The organism is Paracoccus aminophilus JCM 7686, from assembly GCF_000444995.1.
Taxonomy (GTDB): domain Bacteria; phylum Pseudomonadota; class Alphaproteobacteria; order Rhodobacterales; family Rhodobacteraceae; genus Paracoccus; species Paracoccus aminophilus.
The window spans coordinates 2,197,458-2,216,084 of the sequence record NC_022041.1 but is presented as its reverse complement, the minus strand read 5'-3'; the positions used below and the strand labels follow the sequence as shown (position 1 = coordinate 2,216,084).

The following is an 18,627-nucleotide window of genomic DNA, read 5'->3' as shown; positions in this document are numbered from 1 at the left end:
GGGGTAATCACATGGCAGAGGCCAAAGGTAAAATTACGCAGGTAATCGGTGCGGTTGTCGACGTCCAGTTCGACGGCCAGCTTCCTGCGATTCTGAACGCGCTCGAGACTGAAAACAACGGCAAGCACCTGGTGCTGGAAGTTGCTCAGCACCTCGGCGAAAACACTGTCCGCGCGATTGCGATGGACGCGACCGAAGGTCTGGTTCGTGGCACGCCCGTGTCCGATTCCGGCGCACCGATCTCGGTGCCGGTTGGCGATGCGACCCTCGGCCGCATCCTGAACGTCGTCGGCGAGCCCGTCGACGAGCGTGGCCCGGTCGCTTCGACCGAGCGTCGTGCGATCCACCAGCCCGCGCCGGACTTCGCCCAACAGGCGACCAGCTCGGACATCCTCGTCACCGGCATCAAGGTCATCGACCTGCTGGCTCCTTACTCGAAGGGCGGCAAGATCGGTCTCTTCGGTGGTGCAGGCGTCGGCAAGACCGTTCTGATCATGGAACTGATCAACAACATCGCAAAAGTGCACGCTGGTTACTCGGTGTTCGCGGGTGTTGGCGAGCGGACCCGTGAAGGGAACGACCTTTACCACGAGATGATTGAATCGGGCGTTATCACGCCGGACAACCTTGAAGCCTCGAAAGTGGCTCTGGTTTACGGTCAGATGAACGAGCCTCCGGGAGCGCGGATGCGCGTCGCCCTGACCGGTCTGACCCTGGCCGAGCAGTTCCGCGACGCCACCGGCACGGACGTTCTGTTCTTCGTCGACAACATCTTCCGCTTCACGCAGGCTGGTTCGGAAGTGTCCGCACTTCTCGGCCGTATCCCGTCCGCCGTGGGTTACCAGCCGACGCTGGCCACCGACATGGGCGCGATGCAGGAGCGCATCACCTCGACGAAAAACGGCTCGATCACCTCGATCCAAGCCGTCTACGTTCCGGCCGATGACCTTACCGACCCGGCTCCGGCAACCACCTTCGCCCACCTCGACGCAACCACGGTTCTGTCGCGCGCGATTTCGGAACTCGGGATCTACCCGGCCGTTGACCCGCTCGACTCGAACTCGCGTATTCTCGACCCGGCTGTTGTCGGCGAAGAGCACTACAGCGTCGCGCGTTCGGTGCAGGGCATCCTGCAGAAGTATAAGTCGCTTCAGGACATCATCGCCATTCTCGGCATGGACGAACTGTCGGAAGAAGACAAACTGACCGTGACCCGCGCGCGTAAGATCCAGCGCTTCCTGTCGCAGCCCTTCGACGTCGCAAAAGTCTTCACCGGCTCGGACGGCGTTCAGGTTCCGCTGGAAGACACGATCAAGTCGTTCAAAGCCGTTGTTAACGGCGAATACGACCACCTGCCGGAAGCTGCCTTCTACATGGTTGGCGGTATCGAGGATGTGAAAGCCAAAGCTCAGCGTCTCGCCGCTGAAGCGGCATAAGGAGAGCGCGGATGGCTGACACGATGCAGTTCGACCTCGTCTCGCCGGAACGGAACCTCGTGTCCGTTGCCGTGCGCGAGGTTCGCCTGCCGGGCAGCGAAGGCGATCTGACGGCGATGCCCGGCCATGCGCCGGCCATCGTCAACCTTCGTCCCGGCCTTGTGACCGTGATCGCGGCCGATGGCAAAGAGACCGAATTCGCCGTCACCGGCGGTTTCGTCGAGATCAACAACGATGGGGTCACCCTGCTGGCCGAGCGCGGACATCCGCGCGCGGAAATGACGCAGGAGATCTACAACGACATGATGGTTTCGGCGCAGCGCAAGGTGAAGGTGGCCGAGGGCAAACGTGGCACCGTGGGCGAAGAAATCGTCACCGCTGCCGTCAAGCTTCTTGGCGATATGGAGGCTCTTGGCACCCATATCGGTCTTGATCCCAATCAGGCCAGCATCCCGGATTGATCCGGACTGATCCGATCTGTTTACGAATTTGCGGCCCCGGACTTCCGGGGCCGTTTTATTTCAGCTAAACAGAGGCATAGTGATTTGCCTAATTTGAGTGGATGGCGATGAGACGAATCAGCAACGCGGAAGTCGGTCTGGAAAACGGGCAGAAGTTGCTTTTTTCGGCTTTCGAGGACAATGGCGAGATGTGGGCGGGCGAGGGACCGCGCGTCATTCGATCTCCCGTGCGATTCGATCAGACCTTTCTGGATGCGCCGACGGTCCATGTGTCGGTGGCCATGCTCGACATGGACAGTGGCGCGAACCATCGCTTCGATCTTCAGGCCGAACGGGTCACCGCGAGCGGCTTCGACATTATTTTCCGGACCTGGGGCGACACCCGCGTGGCCCGCGTCCGGGTCAGCTGGCTTGCCATCGGCTCTGTCGCCTATCGCGACAATTGGGATGTCATCTGACGCCTGATTGCGGTGAGCGGGCGATCTAAAGCGCGTCAGGCGCGCTCCAGATTGGCCGTGATCAATCCTGCGACCTCAGCGGCATGGGTCAGTGGCGCCATATGACCGGCGCCGGGCACGGTCGCGCGTCCAACATCGGGCAGACGCGCGGCGAGTGCATCGGTGATCTTGCCGATCACCGGCGGTGAGTTCTCGCCCATGATCAGCATCACCGGAGCGTCAATCGCCTCTAACCCGCCCTCGCGCAGAATGCGGGCCTTGTCGTGGATCAGCACATCATTGGTGTCGCGCACCAATTCGATCTGACGCAGCTGGATCTCTGACGGCGGGGCAGGGTCATCGCCGTCGCGTTGAAGCCCCCAAACCTGCAGGAAATCGGCCAGAGCGCGCGCCGGATCATCTTCGGCGAAAGCCTCGCCCATGCGGGAAAATAGCGCGTCCTGCGCCGCATCAGGAGCGGCGGCGAACAGAACCGGCTCGATCAGCGTGAGGCTGCGCACCGCCTCGGGATAGGCCACGGCAATGCGCAAGGCGACGGTCGCGCCAAAGCTGTGGCCGATCAGATCGAGCGGGCGGGTGATTTCTGCCGCGACCGCGCGGGTGACGGCGGTGTGATAATCGACCTCGCCCGGTTGCCAGTCGGGGCTACGGCCGTGGCCAAAGAAATCGGGCGCGACGAGATCAAGGCTGACGCCAAGCGCGCCCGCAATCGGACGCCACGAGGCGCCGCTGCCCATCATGCAATGCAGACCAAGCGCCGGGCGGTTCGGGTCGCCCGCGAAATGGCGAAGATGGAGCGCGCTCATGCCAGCGTCGCAAGATGCTCATCGAGGAAACCGAGGTGATCTTGCCCCCAGAATCGCTGATCGCTGTCGGTCACGATATAGAAGGGCGAGCCAAAGGCTCCGGCATCGACGGCCTGCTGAAGATTGCGGCTGTAGATCTCGGCCCCGGTCAGCAAAGCGGAAAAGGCGATCTTGGGGTCAAAGCCATGGGCGGAGAGCTTTTCCTCGATGACGGTATCGTCGGAAATATCGCGATCCTCGACCCAGACCGCGGACATCAGCCCATGGACAAGCCCGCCGACATCGCCGCCACCGGCAACCTGCGCGGCAATGATCGCATAGGCCGCGGGCGCGGCATTGGCGCCACGAAAGCGCGGGGCGGAATGGAGCGGCATCTGCAACTTGGCGGCCCATCGCGGCAGATCTTGCGCGGTATAGGCGAGTCGCTGCGGCGCACGGTTTTCGCGACGGATCCCCCCGGTCCGGTCGAACAATTGGGGCATGTCGACCGGCTTATAGGTGACGCTCGCGCCATGACGGGCGGCGATTTCCTCCATTCGGAGCCCCGCAAGGTAGCTCCAGGGGCTCAGGACACCGAAGTAATAGTCGATATGCGGCATTGTGGCATCTCCAGGGTTTGCGGGAAAGCTAGCCCGGTGATAAGCGGAGCGCAATCTGACCAATCCGAATGGAGTCTGCCATGCCGGCCATGACTGAACCCAAGCTGATCGCGGGCAATGCGAACAGACCACTTGCCCATGCGATCTCGCGTCGCATGTCCATGCATCGTGGTATGAATGTCGAGCCGATCAAAGCGCGCGTCGAGCGTTTCAACGATCAGGAAATCTTCGTCGAAGTTTACGAGAACGTGCGCGGCGAGGATATGTATATCATCCAGTCGACGTCCAATCCGGCGAACGACAACCTGATGGAGCTCTTGATCATCACCGATGCGCTCAAGCGCTCGTCGGCTGACCGGATCACGGCGGTCATTCCCTATTTCGGCTATGCCCGTCAGGATCGCCGCGCCAAGGCACGCACGCCGATTTCGGCCAAGCTGGTCGCGAACCTGCTGACCGAAGCCGGTGTCGACCGCGTGCTGACGCTCGATCTTCATGCCGCGCAGATTCAGGGCTTTTTCGACATTCCGGTGGACAACCTCTACGCCGCGCCGATCTTCTCGCTCGATATCATGCATCATTTCCGCGACAAGCTGGGCGAGCTCATGGTCGTGTCGCCTGACGTTGGCGGCGTGGCCCGTGCCCGCGAGATCGCACAGCGCATCAAGGCGCCGCTCGCCATCGTCGACAAACGCCGCGAAAAGCCCGGTGAGATCGCCGAGATGACGGTGATCGGCGATGTGTCGGGCAAGACCTGCATTATCGTCGACGACATCTGCGACACTGCTGGCACCTTGTGCAAAGCTGCGCAGACGCTGGTCGACAATGGCGCGACCGAGGTTCACGCCTATATCACCCATGGCGTTCTGTCGGGGCCGGCAATTGACCGCGTCGAAAGCTCAGTGATGAAATCGCTGGTCATCACCGATTCGATCGAGCCCTCGGATCTGGTGCGCAGCGCCCGCAATATCCGCATCGTGCCGACCGCGCCGATGTTTGCGCAGGCGATCCTCAACATCTGGAACGGTACTTCGGTCAGCTCGCTGTTCGAGCTCGAGACCCTCGGGCCGATCTATGAAGGGCTGTATCACACCGAGTGAAGCCCGCTTTGCAGCCGGGGAAGCTCGATTTTCGGGCAGCGGTCTTCAATGACCCGCACCCCGGCCGCACGGGCCTTTTCAGCCGCCACCGGGCTGGTGATGCCAAGCTGCATCCAGATGGTGCGAAGTGCGGGCAAGGCGGCCAACGCCTCGTCCACAAGGGCAGGCACCGCCTCTGACCGGCGGAAGATGTCCACCATATCGACCTCTGCCTCGCGCGGGATTGCGGCAAGGTTCGGATAGACCAGCTCATCGAGCAAAAGCTTGCCCGCCTGTCCCGGATTGACCGGGATAATCCGATAGCCCTGAGATTTCAGATAGCGTGCCACGCCCCAGCTTGGGCGATCCTCTCGCGGGGACAAGCCGACGACCGCGATGGTGCGCGCCTCGGTCAAAGCAGCGGCGATGTCGCTTTCGGTCATGGGATACCTCCTGCACATTCGGTCTGACGCCGAACCCCTGTCTGGTAGAAAAAGCGCCCGGTCGAATGAATCGCCGGGCGCAAGTCGCGGAACGAGGGACAGTGATCAGAGCAAGACCGTTCCGTGGTCAAGCTCACTAATAAAATAGGTTTGTTGCAGATTAGTTCCAGCATTCTCACGAAAAGGTGAAAATTTTAGGGGTAAAGCTCTTTCCAGCTTTCCTTAGCCTCGCTCAACAGCCGCTCTGGATCGCCCGCAAGCTTGTCGCGCGCAGCCGCCGAGCGCACGAAATAGGCGCGATTGTTGATTACGACGAAATAGCGCGGATTGCCCGGCTCGGAGCGGCCTTCGGCCAAAGCAACCACGCACAGGCCATCCAACCCCGGCGCATATTCGCGCGGATTGGATTCGAACAGCGAGCGATTCTCTTCATTGGCGAAATGCCACGCCTGACCGTGCCAGATCGTGACCAGATCATTGCGTCCGGGCAGGGCGGCATCATCGGCGAGATAGGCAACCGGATCCATCCCATCGAGGGCCCAGTCTTGCGACTGGGCCGTGACCGGAAGGGCGCAAGCGCACAAGGCGGCGGCTCTGGCAGTGAGACGACGAATCATAATCTTTCAGGCATCAGAAACAGGCAGCTTCCTAGCATGTGTCACTTTGGCGACCGATTCTCAATCTTTCTGGCGGGGATGTGAAATCCGCGCTCAGATCCGTGAGGCTGCATAAAGCGCAATCGCCGCCGCATTCGACACGTTGAGCGAGCCGAAATCCGCCGCGAAGGGGATTCGCGCCAGCTTGTTGCAGGTCTCCAGCGTGCGCTCGCGCAGGCCCGGCCCCTCGGCGCCCAGCACGATGCAGAGCGGGCGGCCCTTGAGCCCGTCGAGCACATCCGGCAGATCCTCGGTCGCGGTGCCGTCGAGGCCGATGACGATATAGCCCATCGCCTGCAGCTCGATCAGCGCATCCGCGAGATTGCCGATGCGCAGATAGGGTTGGCGTTCCAGGGCGCCCGAAGCGGTCTTGGCCAGCGCGCCGGTTTCCGGGGCAGAGTGACGCTGGGGCGCGATCACGGCCCGCGCGCCAAAGACTTCGGCAGAGCGCAGGATTGCGCCGATGTTATGGGGATCGGTCACGCGGTCGAGCGCGACCAGCAGCGGCCGTCCGGCGCCCTCAAGCGCAAGATCCTCGAGCCGGCCCCATTTGAGCGGCTTGACCTCCAGCGCGGCGCCCTGATGGACGCTTTCGGGGGGCAGGGGGACGTTTTTGTCAAAGACCCGAGCGTCGACGATTTCGGGCGTGACGCCCTCGGGCAGCTCGCCCAGCCGGTCGAGCGCGTTTTGCGTCACGACCAATCGCAGCTTCTCGCGATTGGGGTTCACCAGCGCGTCGCGCACCGCGTGAAGGCCGAAAAGCCAGACGGTTTCCGCCGCCGCCGCCCGTTTCGCGCGCTCTTTGTCGATCACCCAAGTCGGCTTCTTTGCCTTGCGGTCCGGTTGGCTCATGGTCGTCATCCTTCTGATTTCACCCTAACTGCGACGACCGCGAAAAGATCGCAACCGAAATCCGAATTCGCCACTTGACCCCCCCTGATACTGCCTATAGTAACCGCCCCACAGCGTCGGGCGACGTGCTGCAAGGTGCGGCAGCGGACTGTAACTCCGCCGGGGAGACCCATGCCTGGTTCGATTCCAGGGTCGCCCACCATTTTCCTAAAATGCAATGTTTTCAGGAAGGTGGTGGTTCGCCGGGGCGGTGTGATACCGCTTTGATCGCTGTCGTCCCCAAAAAATTTTCCAAAAGTTTCATGTTTTTTTCTGCGCGCGGCAAGCCGGTTTTCACCTGTGGCTTAGAGGACGCGGCCTTGCGAAAATCGTCGCTGATTTTGACCCGTATTGCGGCCTTTGGCGATGCGCGTGCGTCGGCTCTTTTCGCCTTTTCCGATCCGGGCTAGACCGGGGCTTTCCGCCTTTGCCTCTGTCCGGATGGAGCCGCCATGACCCGCTTTCCCGATCTCTATCTGATGCGGCATGGTCAGACCGAGTGGAATGCGCTTGAGCGGATGCAGGGGCGTCTGGATTCGCCTCTGACCGCGCTTGGGCGCAAGCAGGCGCGCCGTCAGGCGGCGCTGGTGCGCAACCTCCATCCGCAGATTGGCGAGGTCGCACGCTATGCCAGCGCGCAGGGCAGGGCGCGCCAGACCGCCGAGATCGTTTTTGCGGGCGAAAGCTTTGCCACGGATCACCGCCTCGTCGAGATCGACATCGGAGATTTCACCGGCGCGCGGATGCAGGATCTCGTGGTCAGCCATCCCCAGATCTTTCACGGCGCGCGGCTGGACTGGTATGATCACGCACCGGGCGGCGAGCATTTTTCCGGGCTCGAGACGCGGGTGCGTGCGTTTCTGGACGAGCTCACCGGGCCCGCGCTCATCGTCACCCATGGCATCACCTTGCGCATGATCCGGGCGGTGGCGATGGAGCTGCCGATCTCGCGCATCGGTGAGATGCCGGTGCGGCAGGGCGCGGTCCATGCCGTGCGTCAGGGCCGCCACCAGATGTTTGAATGACAACGCCGCCCCGAGGGGCGGCGCAACCTGGTCCAGCGAAGAAACGGCGCTGAGGCTTACATGAAGCCCAGTTCGAGCCGCGCCTCGTCGGACATCATGTCCATGCCCCATTGCGGCTGGAAGGTCATCTCGACATCGACCTGTTTCACGCCCGGCACAGCCTCGACCGCATCGGCAACCCAGCCCGGCATCTCTCCGGCGACCGGGCAGCCCGGGGCGGTCAGAGACATCACCACGCGCACGGCAGCATCTTCCTGGATCTCGATCGTATAGATCAGGCCGAGATCGAAGATATTGACCGGGATTTCGGGGTCGTAAACAGTTTTGCACGCCTCGACCACGGCTTCATAGAGCGGATGGTCGGTCGTCGAAGGGGCGATCAGGGGATCGCCCTCGATCAGGGTTTGGTCGCTCATGGCCTGAATGTCCCGGCTAGATGTCAAATCTGACAGAACATATAGGTCTATCGTCGGCTGTGGTCCAGTGCAGGACCAAAAGCTCAGAAGCGGAAATCGAAATGACGCACGATGCCGAGCTTCACCGAAGGCTGGTTCTTGTCCTGAACCAGCGGCGAATCCCCGGAATCACCGAGCAGGCGCTGATATTCGACCTCGCCGACGATCGCGGTTTTTTCCGTCAGCGAATAGCGCGCCTCAAGCCCGATCGAAGCACCATAGATGCCGCCGCCAGCGGAATAGGTGCCATAACGGCTGGTCAGCGATTCCTCGGGCGTGACGCCGAAATAGGTATCGTTGAACTTCTTGTTGCCATATTGCGCCTCGACATTGCCCCAGAAGGACAGCTTGTCAGAGGCGTCGATGCGGTAAGACGCGCCGAATTCGCCGGTGAGGCCAGAATGGCCGCCAAAGCCCTTGCGCAGGGTCAGGTAGCTGGAGGTCGGGCCCATGTCGTAGCCGACTTTCAGACCAACTTCGCCCGCCCGCTTGATATCTTTCATCCCGGCGAGCGCGTCGTAATCTTTTGCGTCGCGGCGGCCCTGATAGCCGAAGGAGGGCAGGATCGAGAAGCCATCGGCGTCGTCGGCGGTCTGACCCGGACGGATCAGCGTGCCATTGCGCAGGATAAGCCAGGGCGAGGTCTTGTTGTCATCCGAGCCGAGATAGCCAGGCCCGTATTCCGCGCCAAGGCCGACATCGCCAGCGATTCCGTAACCACTGAGATCCTGCGCGACGGCAGGGGTGGCGAGGGGGGCGGCAATCAGCATCAGGGGAAGCAGGTAGCGCATCTTTGGCTCCTTATGTTCGCGTTCACGGGCTGCATGAAGCCTTCGTGACGCGAACTCAAGAAAAAATCAGCCTCTCTCGGCCTTTTCCAGACGATCGAGTGCTTCTAGCCACAGGGTCTCGGCGCGAATCATCGCTTCGCTGGCCTCGGAGTGCTTGCGACCCCATTTTTCGGTCTCGATCGGATCGCCATAGGTGACGGGATCGGCCATGATCGTATCGAGCTTTTCAAGCATCGTGGTCAGCTTGCCGACGCGCTCTTCCGCCTTGCGGACTTCGCCGCGCAGCTCGAGGATCTCGTCGCGCGAAGCGCGTTTCGGCGCGGGTTTTTCAGCCTTCGGGGCTTCGGCCTTGGGGTTCTCGCCCTGCAAGAGCAGCTTGCGATAGCTGTCGAGATCGCCCTGATAGGGCTCAACCCCGCCATCCGCGACCAGCCACAGCCGCTCGGCCACGAGGTTCAGAAGATGCATGTCGTGGCTGACCAGCACCACGGCGCCGGTATAATCGTTGAGCGCCTCGGTCAAAGCCTCGCGGCTTTCAATGTCGAGGTGGTTGGTCGGCTCGTCGAGGATCAAGAGATGCGGCGCGTCGATGGTTGCGAGCAACAGCGAAAGCCGCGCCTTCTGACCGCCCGAGAGTGCGCGCACCTTGGTATCGGCCTGATCGGCCATCAGGCCAAAGCCCGCAAGCCGCGCCCGTTGTTTCGGCTGGCCTTCGTTCGGGCGCAGGCGGCGGACGTGGTCAAGCGGGGTTTCGTCCAGTTCCAGCTCATCGACCTGATGCTGGGCGAAATAGCCGATGCGCAGCTTGTTCGAGCGGGTGATCTTGCCTGCCATCGGCTCAAGCCGCTCGGCCAGAAGCTTCGACAGCGTCGATTTGCCCTGACCGTTGCGGCCCAAAAGCGCGATACGGTCGTCCTGATCGATCCGGAGCGTCAGTTTGCGCAGAACCGTGCGGTCGTCATAGCCAACGCTGACGCTGTCGAGCGTGACGATGGGCGGAGACAGTTGCTCGGGCTGCGGGAAGGTGAATTTGTGGAACTTCGCCTCTTCGGGAGCGGTGATCGGCTCCATCTTCGCCAGCATCTTGATGCGGGCCTGCGCTTGGACGGCCTTTGAGGCTTTGGCGCGGAAACGGTCGACGAAGCTTTGCAGATGGGCGCGGCGGGCGTCTTGCTTCTTGGCCTCGGCCGCTTGCAGGGCGCGCTTTTCGGCGCGGGTGCGCGCGAATGTGTCATAGCCGCCGGTGTAAAGCGTCAGCTGCTTGTTCTCGAGATGCAGGATATGGCCAACCGCGCGGTTCAGCAGATCGCGGTCGTGGCTGATGACGATGACGGTATGGGGATAGCGCGCGAGATAGCTTTCCAGCCAGAGCGCGCCTTCGAGGTCAAGATAGTTGGTCGGCTCGTCGAGGAGAAGCAGATCGGGCTGCGAAAAGAGCACGCCCGCCAGCGCCACGCGCATCCGCCAGCCGCCCGAATAATCCGAGGTCGGCCGTGCCTGATCCTCGGTCGAAAAGCCCAAGCCGCGCAGGATGGTGGCCGCGCGGGCCTCGGCCGACCAAGCGTCAATATCAGCAAGGCGCGAATGGATGTCCGCGATGCGATGGGGATCGGTCGCGGTCTCGGATTCGACCATCAGGCTGGCGCGTTCGGTATCCGCGGCCAGAACCGTGTCGAGCACGCTCAGCTCGGTTCCCGGCGCCTCTTGCGCGACGCCCCCGATCCGCGCCCGCGACGGCAACGAGATCTCACCGCCATCGGCATGAAGCTCGCCGCGCAGGATGCGGAAGAGCGTGGTTTTGCCTGCCCCGTTGGGACCGACCAGACCGACCTTATGGCCGGTCGGGATCACTGCCGAGGCATGTTCAAAAAGCGGGCGGCCCGCAATGGAGAAGGAGATATCATCAAGACGCAGCATCCCGCCCGCTTGCCGCATCCAGCCCGCCGCGTCAATCTCTCGCTTGCGGGGGCGGCCCGAGTTTGGGCCGGAAGTCGCGGCGACATGCGGGCAGGGCGGGGCACGGCAGCGCCATGGGAACGCGACGGCGAGCGCCTGCGTCACCGAAGTCAGGCATCCGCGATTGATCGAGAATTTGGCAAGAATTCGGCGGGCCGCTGTCGTGGCCGACCTTTTCAAAAAACGGCCTGCGTGTTAATCGGGCGCGGATTTCTGGGCCATGGGGTCCGGAGAAACGCAAAAGGAATTCATCATGGCTCTCGAGCGCACCCTTTCGATCATCAAACCGGATGCCACCAAGCGCAACCTGACCGGCAAGATCAATGCGAAATTCGAAGACGCTGGCCTGCGCATCGTCGCCCAGAAACGCATCCAGCTGACGCTGGCTCAGGCTGGCCAGTTCTATGCCGAGCACAAAGAGCGCCCCTTCTTCGGCGAACTGACCGAATTCATGGTTTCCGAGCCGGTCGTCGTGCAGGTTCTGGAAGGCGAAGGCGCCATCCTGAAAAACCGCGAAGTCATGGGCGCAACCAACCCGGCCAATGCCGATGAGGGCACCATCCGCAAAGAGTTCGCTCTCTCGGTCGGCGAAAACTCGGTCCATGGTTCGGACAGCCCGGAAGCGGCTGCGCGCGAGATCTCGTTCTTCTTCTCGGGCCTCGAACTGGTCGGCTGATCGGTTCCGCCTTGGACATGGAAAGGGCCGCTCGATTGAGCGGCCCTTTTTCTTTGCACGTTTCTTTGCGCGGGGGCCTTCGGGGCGGCTACTGGCGCTTGGCGTCCAGATCGAAAGAGATGGTGACCGGGAAGGCCACGGTGCTTTCGTCGCCATAGGTCTTGCCGAGCTCGAAATCGCGGCGATCCACGGTCATGGAGCCCGAGGCATTGGCCTTATCCCCCTTGACGACAACATCGAAGGGCAGTTCCGCAATCACGGTCTTGCCGGCAATCGTCAGATCGCCCTTGGCGAGATGTGGCCAGCCCGCGCTGTCTTCGGGGCGCAGATTGGCCTCGAAGGTCGCTTTGGGGAATTGCGTCGTATTGAGGAATTCCGGCCCCTTGGCGGTATCGCTGACCGCGCCGAGCGTGAGCGAGCCGGTGTCGATGGTGACGCTGACATGGCCGGTCTGGCTCGCGGGATCATAGGCGATCTTTGCCGTCCAATTGGCGAACTGGCCAGCGACCTCGGCGCCCGCCTGTTTCACCGAAATCCCAAGCGTGCCGCTTTCGACCTGCCAGAGCGGCGCGGGTTTGCTCGGATCCGGGTCGGACGCATAGCCCGACGCGGTGCCGGAGTCGGAGGTTGTGGCATAATCCGGCGCCGTCCCGGAGGCAGAGGCCGCCGCAGGCGCCGTCTCTGGGGCTGCCGCAGGGGCTGCCTCGGCGGGCGTGGCACTGGCCAGAGCGGCCCCGGAGCCTGCGGGGGCGCTGGTGCTCGCGATGCCCTCGGGGCCGCCCTGGGGCTCTTTCTCGGGCGTCACCACCATGGCCACGACCGCAATCGCCGCCCAGAAGGCCAAAGCCACAAGAAGGTTCGACAGATGCGAGCGCGGCTGAGCGGCTTCCACGCTCACCTGCGGCATGGTGCGGGTCATGCGCACCAGCGTCTCGTCGCGGTCGATCAGCGCATGTTTGAGCGCGCCCGCGACATGGAGCACGAGCAGCCCGACCAGCAGCCACCAGCCGGTATTGTGGAAGGTCGCGAAGCGCTCGGACAGCTCGGCGTTTTCGGGGATGAAGGGCAGGCGCTGGCCGAAGGGCCAGAGAATGCGGGCAAAGCCGCCGGGTGCCGCCGAATGGATGAGCCAACCCGACAGCGGCATCACCACCATGCCGGTATAAAGCCCCCAATGGACGAATTCGCCAAGCCAGGTTTCAAGCTTGCGCTCGGGGTGAAGCGGGCGCGGCTTTTTCTGGCCGAGCATCCACAGGATGCGCAGCAGGGCCAGGATCAGGACCGCGATTCCGACGGTCTTGTGGATCGAAAAGACCTGAAAGATCTTTTGCAGATTGCTGGCGGCCCCTTCGCGCAGGCTGCTGCCGTAAAGGCCCAATCCCAGCGCGGTGAAGATCAAAAGCGCGATGATCCAGTGAAATCCCCGCGCGACCCAGCCATAGCCATCGGGACTGTTTTTTGCGTTCATAAGGGCCTCCTAGGGCGCTTGCATGGCCTCTCGCCAATGAGAACGGCAGAGCGAGACATAGGTTTCATTGCCGCCGATCTGGACCTGCGCGCCTTCACGGATGGGCTGGCCCTGATCGTCCTGACGGATGACCATGGTCGCCTTCTTGCCGCAAAAGCAGATCGTGCGCACCTCGCGCAGATCATCGGCGAGCGCAAGAAGCGCCGCCGAGCCCGGAAACAGCTTGCCCTGAAAATCCACCCTCAGACCGTAGCACATGACGGGCTGGCTCAGATCGTCCGCGACGCGGGCAAGCTGCCAGACCTGCTCCTCGGTAAGAAATTGCGCTTCATCAAGGAAGATGCAGGCGGCGTCTTTGCCCTCACGCCGGATCAACTCGCAGAGATCGGTGTCGCGCGAAAACGTGAGCGCCGGGGCGGAAATGCCGATGCGGCTGGCGATGACAGCATCGCCCGCGCGGTCGTCGATCGCGGCGGTCAGCAACAAGGTCGCCATGCCGCGCTCGCGGTAATTGTAGGAAGCCTGCAAGAGGAGCGTGCTCTTGCCGGCATTCATCGTCGAGTAATGGAAGTAAAGCTTGGCCATGATGCCCCAGCGATAGGGCGTAAAAAAAAAGGACCGGCAAGGCCGGTCCTTTCGCGAGATCAGAGACGCCGGGGCGTCAGGTCAGCCGTTGCTGCGGGGCGCGCGCGTGTCAGGCGTTGCGCGGGGCGCGCGGGGCACCTTGCGATTTCGGCGCGCGCGAGGGGCGGCGAGCCGGGCGTTTCTTGCCTTCGGCACCCTCGGACCGCGGGCCTTTGGCCGCACCGCGTCCGGCGTAGCTCGGGCCGGGACGGTTGGTGAAGTCGAAGGGCTCTTCGCCGCCGACAACCGGGATCTTCGCCTTCATCGCCTTTTCAATGGCGCGCAGTTCGCCGACCTCGGCCGGGGCACAGAAGGCCACGGCGCGACCATCGCGACCGGCGCGCGCGGTGCGGCCAATGCGGTGGACGTAGTTTTCCGGCACGTTCGGCAGGTCGTAGTTATAGACATGCGCGACTTCCGGGATATCCAGCCCGCGGGCCGCCACGTCGGTTGCAACCAGAACCTTGGTTTCGCCCGCCCGGAACGAGGCCAGCGCCCGCTCGCGTTGACCCTGGCTTTTGTTGCCGTGGATCGCTGCGACCTTATAGCCCCATTTCTCCAGCAGTTTCGCCAGTTTCTCCGAGCCGTGCTTGGTGCGGTTGAAGACAATGGCCAGCTCTTGGGTGTGCTTGGACATATATTCAGCGAGCAGCGTCGCCTTGTCGCCCTGACCGACGAAATGGACGCCCTGCTCGATTTTCTCGGCAGCTTTGCCCGGCGGGTTCACCTGAACCTTGGCCGGATCGGTCAGATAGCTGTCAGCCAGTTCCGACATCAGTTTCGGCATGGTGGCCGAGAACAGAAGCGTCTGACGCTCTTTCGGCAGCAGGCGCGCGATGCGGCGCAAAGCGTGGATGAAGCCGATGTCGAGCATCTGGTCAGCCTCGTCCAGCACCAGATAGCTGGTCTGACGCAGGTCGATGGCATTGCGCTCCAGCAGGTCGATCAGACGGCCGGGCGTTGCGATCAGGACATCGACACCGCGCGACATCCGCTCGGTCTGAACGTTGATCGAGGCGCCGCCGACGATGCGGTAGCTGCGGATCGAGGTGCCTTCGGCATAGGCGTCGATATTGGTCGCGATCTGGGTCGCAAGTTCGCGCGTCGGCGCAAGGATCAGCGCGCGGCAGGTCTTGGGATCGGGTTTCTTGCCGAATTTGATCAGGCGGGTCAGCATCGGCAGGCCGAAGGCCGCCGTCTTGCCGGTCCCGGTCTGAGCCAGACCCAGAAGGTCACGGCCCTTGATGATCTCGGGGATCGCCTGCGCCTGAATCGGCGTCGGTTGGGTCAGGCCCATGGCGACGAGGTTGGCGTTGATGCGTGCATCAATGCCCATCTCGGCGAAGGGGCCGGTGGGATCGGGTTCGCGAACCGGCGCACGGCGGCGCAGTTCGGCATGTTTGTCATATTCGCTCATCCCCGCTTGGGAATGACGGCGACCGCCGCCCGAGGGGTTGCCGCCAGCTTTGCCCGCAGCACCCGCCATCGGGCCGCCGGGCACGCCGACTTGCGCGTCACGGGGTTTCGAGCTGCGGTTGAAACGCGGCTTTGCTGCGCCACCGCGAGGGGTGCGTTGAGTAAAATCGTTCATCTTCATGTCTTTCTGTCCCTTCCCCCCGTATCGGAGGCAGGGCCGAGGCGGAAAAATCCGCGATGCAAAGGTGCGGGCAAGATACGGAACCCGCCGAACCCCCGCGTGACATGGGATGCGAAATCTGGTGTCGGGTCACATCGGGACGGCCCCGATTGGGGCGTCTCCCGGCGCTGCTCACGCGGCAGCAAACGTCGACAGGGATGCAGATGGTGCCGCAGCGCAGAAATGTCAAGCGCGGTCGGTGGTATCCATCCAGATCGTCACCGGACCGTCGTTCACCAGCGACACTTTCATATCTGCGCCGAATTCGCCGGTCTCGACCGGTAGGCCCAGTTTGCGCAATTCCTCGGCAAAGGCGAGATAAAGCGCATTGCCGCGATCGGGCGGGGCGGCGCTTGAAAAGCCCGGACGGTTGCCGGTGCGGGTATCGGCGGCAAGGGTGAACTGGCTCACGACCAGCACCGCGCCCTGAATGTCGCTGACCGAGAGGTTCATCTTCTCGGCGGCATCGCGGAAGATCCGCAGCTTCGCCACGCGCGCGGCGAGTTTTGCGGGCGCGTCATCGGGATCGCCCTGCATGGCGCAGACGAGGACGAGCAGCCCTTGTCCGATCCGGCCGGTCGAACGCCCGTCGACTTTGACCTCGGCCTCGGTGACGCGTTGGATCAGAGCGCGCATCAGCTTCTCCTGTTCAGAAGGGTGTGAAGGCCGATGCCCAGAAGCATGGCCGCCGTGAAAATCCAGATGGCCGCGCCGCCAAAGCCGATCGAGGCGAGCGCCGGGCCGGGGCAATAGCCCGCAATCGCCCAGCCAAGGCCAAAGAGCGCCGAGCCGCCAAGCAGTCGCGCATCGATCTGACGCGAGGCCGGGCCGGGCAGGGGAGCCCCCGAAAGCGAGCGCGGCATCCGCGCCGCAATTCGCCAGGCCAGCGCCATCGGCAGGATCGCCCCGCCGAGGACGAAGGCAAGCGTCGGATCCCAAGCACCGAAAACATCAAGCCAGCCTCGGACCTTGGCCGGATCGGTCATGCCCGAGACCAGCAGCCCCGCGCCAAAGAGCGCACCCGAGGCAAGCGCGACCAGCAAGCGCCCCATCACAGCGCTCATCCCAAGGCGCGGGCCAGAACCACGCCGAGCACACCGAAGACCAGATAGGTCAGCGTCGCCGCGATCCCACGCCAAGCCAGCCGCGAGATCCCGCAGACGCCGTGGCCCGAGGTGCAGCCATTGGCCATGCGCGTTCCGAACCCGACCAGAAGGCCCGCGACGACAAGCCCAAGCGTCGAGGCGACCGGGCGCGAACCATGTCCGAACCCCGCCCAGACCAGAAGGGCTGGGGCCGCGATCAGGCCAAGGAGGAAGATCCCGCGCTCTCGCCATTCGGATCCGGCGGGGCTGCGGGTGAGAAAGCCGCCGAGAATGCCGCTCGCGCCCATGATCCGGCCATTGACCAGCAGATAAAGCGCGGCCGCAGCCCCGATCATCAGCCCGCCGATCAGCCCTCTGATCCAGTCCGCCTCCATGACCCGCCTCTCTTGCCGGTTTATTTGCCGAGCATGATGCCGAGAACGACGGTCATCAGCCCCAGAATTGAGGCCGCAAGCGCCGCCATATTGACGACCATGACGCGGCGCATGGTCCGGCGCAGGGTCTCGTCATCGGCCTTGCCGCGCCGGGCGCGCAGCACCGTCAGGATGCACCAGACGAGGGCCACAAGCCCCACCACCGTCAGGACGGTTCCGCCCCAGATCAAAACTTGCCAGATCGTCATCTTTCGTCCTCTTTAGGCCCGAATGGCCTAGCGGCGATTGCACCTTACCGCAAGACCGCCTAATTCCCTGCCCACAGCAGGCAGGAGACAGTTATGCAGGACGATAACGCTTACGGCATCGCGGCGGGAGAGCTCCGCCAGTTCATCGAGCAATTCGAACAGCTCGAAGCCGAGAAGAAGGATCTGGCCGAACAGCAAAAAGAGCTGATGGCCGAAGCCAAGGCGCGCGGCTATGACACCAAGGTCATGCGCAAGGTCATTGCTTTGCGCAAACGCGACAAGGATGACATCGCCGAAGAAGAGGCGATTCTCGAGATGTATAAAGCGGCGCTCGGGATGGCCTGAGCCGTCACGCATCGCCAGATGTCAGGGCCTTTCCGCAGGGAGAGGCCCTTTTTCATGGCGCAGGTCGTAAGGGCGCCGCACCCCTGCGGGATCAGGGCGCGATGAATTCGACGCCGGGCAAAGCCGCGATCTCTGCGACATCCTCGTCATATTGCTCGGTCATCAGATCGATCAGATCCTGCGTCCAACCGGGCAGGTCGATCTCGACCTCGATCTTGTCGGTGATCGCGTATTTCTGCAAAGCGGCGGCAAAGATCTCGCGCCGGGTCGCAATGGTCATCCGCTCTTGCTTGCTCATTTCGTCGCGGATCATATGGATCCCCTCGGGCTGCAACAGATCGCCCAGAACCTGAAGCCCGGCCTTCAGCGCGACATCGCCGGGCATGGTCGCAATGCGGCGCACGACCTCGGGCCAGATCAGCGGCGTATCCTCGTGGCACCAGACCACCAGACGCTTGTCGCCAATCCGCCGCAGCATCCGCTGGATCGCCGGACCCCAGCGCAGGGTCTCGGGCGGGACGCCATTCATCGCGCGGACATAGTCCTTCTCGGGCATGTTCTGGATCGCGTAAGGAACCAGAGTCGCCGGATTCTTGAGCGCCAGAAAGAATTCAACCTCGGCATTCGGGAAGAGATTGGCCAGCGCGGCCATCTTGTCGCCCGAGGTTTCCAGCAAGCCATTGGGGGAGATCACGCGGTGCGGCAGGCCCAAAAAGCCCGGCAGGCTGCAGATCACCCGATGGGTGTTGTCGTTTTCGAGAATGGCGTCGAGCATCATCTCTTCCATCTCGCGCGTCGCAGGCCCACCCGCCAGCGAGCCAAGCGCCTTTTCAAAAATCCCGCGATGGCGGCTGCGCGACACAGCTTCGATGCCGTTCTTGGACAGCCAATCGCGATTTTGAAACAAGGTCTTCAAGAGCCCGTCCTGATCTGTGCCGTGAACTCCGCAATGGTAGACGATCTGCATGATTGACCCGTGACTCGATGACTTGGGGCAAATTAGCCAGCATTCCGCGGCAGGGAAACCGCTTTGCGGGCATTCGGGAAAAAACGCTTGGCGCAGGTGGCGCGCGTGGCACGGCCTCTACCGTTGA

24 protein-coding genes and 1 tRNA gene are annotated in these 18,627 nt (G+C 62.9%); 9 read left to right on the top strand and 16 right to left on the bottom strand.

Going from position 1 to position 18,627, the window contains the following annotated elements; genetic code table 11:
• The first annotated feature begins 11 nt into the window (after positions 1-11).
• The 3 genes from atpD (at position 12) to JCM7686_RS10790 (ending at position 2,355) form a co-directional block, all read left to right on the top strand.
• Positions 12-1,436: a F0F1 ATP synthase subunit beta gene (gene atpD / locus JCM7686_RS10800; RefSeq protein WP_020950868.1), complete on the top strand. Its 1,425-nt coding sequence runs from the start codon at positions 12-14 to the stop codon at positions 1,434-1,436.
• A gap of 11 nt (positions 1,437-1,447) precedes the next feature.
• Positions 1,448-1,897: an ATP synthase F1 subunit epsilon gene (gene atpC, locus JCM7686_RS10795; RefSeq protein ID WP_020950867.1), complete on the top strand. Its 450-nt coding sequence runs from the start codon at positions 1,448-1,450 to the stop codon at positions 1,895-1,897.
• A 107-nt stretch (positions 1,898-2,004) separates the two neighbouring features.
• Entirely contained in the window at positions 2,005-2,355 is a 351-nt protein-coding gene (locus tag JCM7686_RS10790; protein WP_041527832.1) for an H-type lectin domain-containing protein, read from the top strand.
• Positions 2,356-2,390: 35 nt separating this feature from the next.
• Here JCM7686_RS10790 and JCM7686_RS10785 read toward each other — a convergent pair whose 3' ends face one another.
• Entirely contained in the window at positions 2,391-3,161 is a 771-nt protein-coding gene (locus JCM7686_RS10785; protein WP_020950865.1) for an alpha/beta fold hydrolase, read from the bottom strand.
• Entirely contained in the window at positions 3,158-3,760 is a 603-nt protein-coding gene (locus JCM7686_RS10780) for a 2-hydroxychromene-2-carboxylate isomerase (protein WP_020950864.1), read from the bottom strand. The genes JCM7686_RS10785 and JCM7686_RS10780 overlap by 4 nt, the downstream gene beginning before the upstream one ends.
• 80 nt (positions 3,761-3,840) lie before the next feature.
• Between JCM7686_RS10780 and JCM7686_RS10775 the strand changes: the two genes are divergently transcribed.
• Complete coding sequence (locus JCM7686_RS10775) at positions 3,841-4,860, top strand: ribose-phosphate pyrophosphokinase (protein ID WP_020950863.1); 1,020 nt, start codon at positions 3,841-3,843, stop codon at positions 4,858-4,860.
• Here JCM7686_RS10775 and JCM7686_RS10770 read toward each other — a convergent pair.
• From JCM7686_RS10770 to rlmB, 3 genes are all read right to left on the bottom strand, one after another.
• A complete protein-coding gene (locus JCM7686_RS10770) occupies positions 4,848-5,282 on the bottom strand; it encodes a CoA-binding protein (protein ID WP_020950862.1) in 435 nt (144 codons plus the stop codon). The two genes, JCM7686_RS10775 and JCM7686_RS10770, sit on opposite strands and share 13 nt — an antisense overlap.
• 194 nt (positions 5,283-5,476) lie before the next feature.
• Positions 5,477-5,899, bottom strand: coding sequence for a YHS domain-containing (seleno)protein (locus tag JCM7686_RS10765; RefSeq protein ID WP_020950861.1), 423 nt, complete (start codon positions 5,897-5,899; stop codon positions 5,477-5,479).
• A gap of 93 nt (positions 5,900-5,992) precedes the next feature.
• Positions 5,993-6,790, bottom strand: coding sequence for a 23S rRNA (guanosine(2251)-2'-O)-methyltransferase RlmB (gene rlmB, locus JCM7686_RS10760; RefSeq protein WP_041527830.1), 798 nt, complete (start codon positions 6,788-6,790; stop codon positions 5,993-5,995).
• A 118-nt stretch (positions 6,791-6,908) separates the two neighbouring features.
• Here rlmB and JCM7686_RS10755 point away from each other — a divergent pair.
• The 3 genes from JCM7686_RS10755 to JCM7686_RS10745 all read left to right on the top strand — a co-directional run bounded on the left by JCM7686_RS10755 (position 6,909) and on the right by JCM7686_RS10745 (position 7,854).
• Positions 6,909-6,992: transfer RNA gene (locus JCM7686_RS10755), tRNA-Tyr, on the top strand.
• 61 nt (positions 6,993-7,053) lie between these two features.
• Positions 7,054-7,239 carry a hypothetical protein gene (locus tag JCM7686_RS10750; protein ID WP_041527288.1) on the top strand — a complete coding sequence of 62 codons (186 nt, stop codon included), beginning with the start codon at positions 7,054-7,056 and terminating at the stop codon, positions 7,237-7,239.
• A gap of 42 nt (positions 7,240-7,281) precedes the next feature.
• A complete protein-coding gene (locus JCM7686_RS10745) occupies positions 7,282-7,854 on the top strand; it encodes a histidine phosphatase family protein (protein ID WP_020950859.1) in 573 nt (190 codons plus the stop codon).
• Between the two features lie 56 nt (positions 7,855-7,910).
• Here the strand turns inward: JCM7686_RS10745 and JCM7686_RS10740 are convergent, their stop codons facing one another.
• From JCM7686_RS10740 to JCM7686_RS10730, 3 genes are all read right to left on the bottom strand, one after another.
• The gene (locus JCM7686_RS10740; protein WP_020950858.1) at positions 7,911-8,270 is read right to left on the bottom strand and encodes an SUF system Fe-S cluster assembly protein; all 360 of its coding nucleotides are present in this window, start codon (positions 8,268-8,270) and stop codon (positions 7,911-7,913) included.
• An 83-nt stretch (positions 8,271-8,353) separates the two neighbouring features.
• A complete protein-coding gene (locus JCM7686_RS10735) occupies positions 8,354-9,100 on the bottom strand; it encodes a MipA/OmpV family protein (RefSeq protein ID WP_020950857.1) in 747 nt (248 codons plus the stop codon).
• 66 nt (positions 9,101-9,166) lie between these two features.
• Positions 9,167-11,017, bottom strand: a complete 1,851-nt coding sequence (locus tag JCM7686_RS10730; RefSeq protein WP_041527287.1) for an ABC-F family ATP-binding cassette domain-containing protein — start codon at positions 11,015-11,017, stop codon at positions 9,167-9,169.
• A 292-nt stretch (positions 11,018-11,309) separates the two neighbouring features.
• On the opposite strand from JCM7686_RS10730, the gene ndk reads away from it, so the two are divergent.
• Positions 11,310-11,732, top strand: coding sequence for a nucleoside-diphosphate kinase (gene ndk, locus JCM7686_RS10725; protein ID WP_041527286.1), 423 nt, complete (start codon positions 11,310-11,312; stop codon positions 11,730-11,732).
• 88 nt (positions 11,733-11,820) lie between these two features.
• Here the strand turns inward: ndk and JCM7686_RS10720 are convergent, their stop codons facing one another.
• The 7 genes from JCM7686_RS10720 to JCM7686_RS10690 all read right to left on the bottom strand — a co-directional run bounded on the left by JCM7686_RS10720 (position 11,821) and on the right by JCM7686_RS10690 (position 17,188).
• Positions 11,821-13,200, bottom strand: a complete 1,380-nt coding sequence (locus tag JCM7686_RS10720; RefSeq protein ID WP_020950854.1) for a cytochrome b/b6 domain-containing protein — start codon at positions 13,198-13,200, stop codon at positions 11,821-11,823.
• A 9-nt stretch (positions 13,201-13,209) separates the two neighbouring features.
• Positions 13,210-13,785, bottom strand: coding sequence for a thymidine kinase (locus JCM7686_RS10715; RefSeq protein ID WP_020950853.1), 576 nt, complete (start codon positions 13,783-13,785; stop codon positions 13,210-13,212).
• 109 nt (positions 13,786-13,894) lie between these two features.
• Positions 13,895-15,160, bottom strand: a complete 1,266-nt coding sequence (locus JCM7686_RS10710) for a DEAD/DEAH box helicase (protein WP_041527829.1) — start codon at positions 15,158-15,160, stop codon at positions 13,895-13,897.
• A 486-nt stretch (positions 15,161-15,646) separates the two neighbouring features.
• Positions 15,647-16,096, bottom strand: a complete 450-nt coding sequence (gene dtd, locus JCM7686_RS10705) for a D-aminoacyl-tRNA deacylase (protein ID WP_020950851.1) — start codon at positions 16,094-16,096, stop codon at positions 15,647-15,649.
• Positions 16,096-16,512 carry a DUF6691 family protein gene (locus JCM7686_RS10700; RefSeq protein WP_020950850.1) on the bottom strand — a complete coding sequence of 139 codons (417 nt, stop codon included), beginning with the start codon at positions 16,510-16,512 and terminating at the stop codon, positions 16,096-16,098. The genes dtd and JCM7686_RS10700 overlap by 1 nt, the downstream gene beginning before the upstream one ends.
• A gap of 8 nt (positions 16,513-16,520) precedes the next feature.
• Complete coding sequence (locus JCM7686_RS10695) at positions 16,521-16,940, bottom strand: YeeE/YedE family protein (RefSeq protein WP_020950849.1); 420 nt, start codon at positions 16,938-16,940, stop codon at positions 16,521-16,523.
• A 20-nt stretch (positions 16,941-16,960) separates the two neighbouring features.
• Positions 16,961-17,188, bottom strand: coding sequence for a hypothetical protein (locus JCM7686_RS10690; RefSeq protein ID WP_020950848.1), 228 nt, complete (start codon positions 17,186-17,188; stop codon positions 16,961-16,963).
• A 93-nt stretch (positions 17,189-17,281) separates the two neighbouring features.
• Here JCM7686_RS10690 and JCM7686_RS10685 point away from each other — a divergent pair, with 93 nt between their 5' ends.
• Complete coding sequence (locus JCM7686_RS10685; protein ID WP_020950847.1) at positions 17,282-17,533, top strand: DUF2312 domain-containing protein; 252 nt, start codon at positions 17,282-17,284, stop codon at positions 17,531-17,533.
• 91 nt (positions 17,534-17,624) lie between these two features.
• Here JCM7686_RS10685 and JCM7686_RS10680 read toward each other — a convergent pair whose 3' ends face one another.
• A complete protein-coding gene (locus JCM7686_RS10680; protein WP_020950846.1) occupies positions 17,625-18,500 on the bottom strand; it encodes a hypothetical protein in 876 nt (291 codons plus the stop codon).
• Positions 18,501-18,627: the final 127 nt, after the last annotated feature.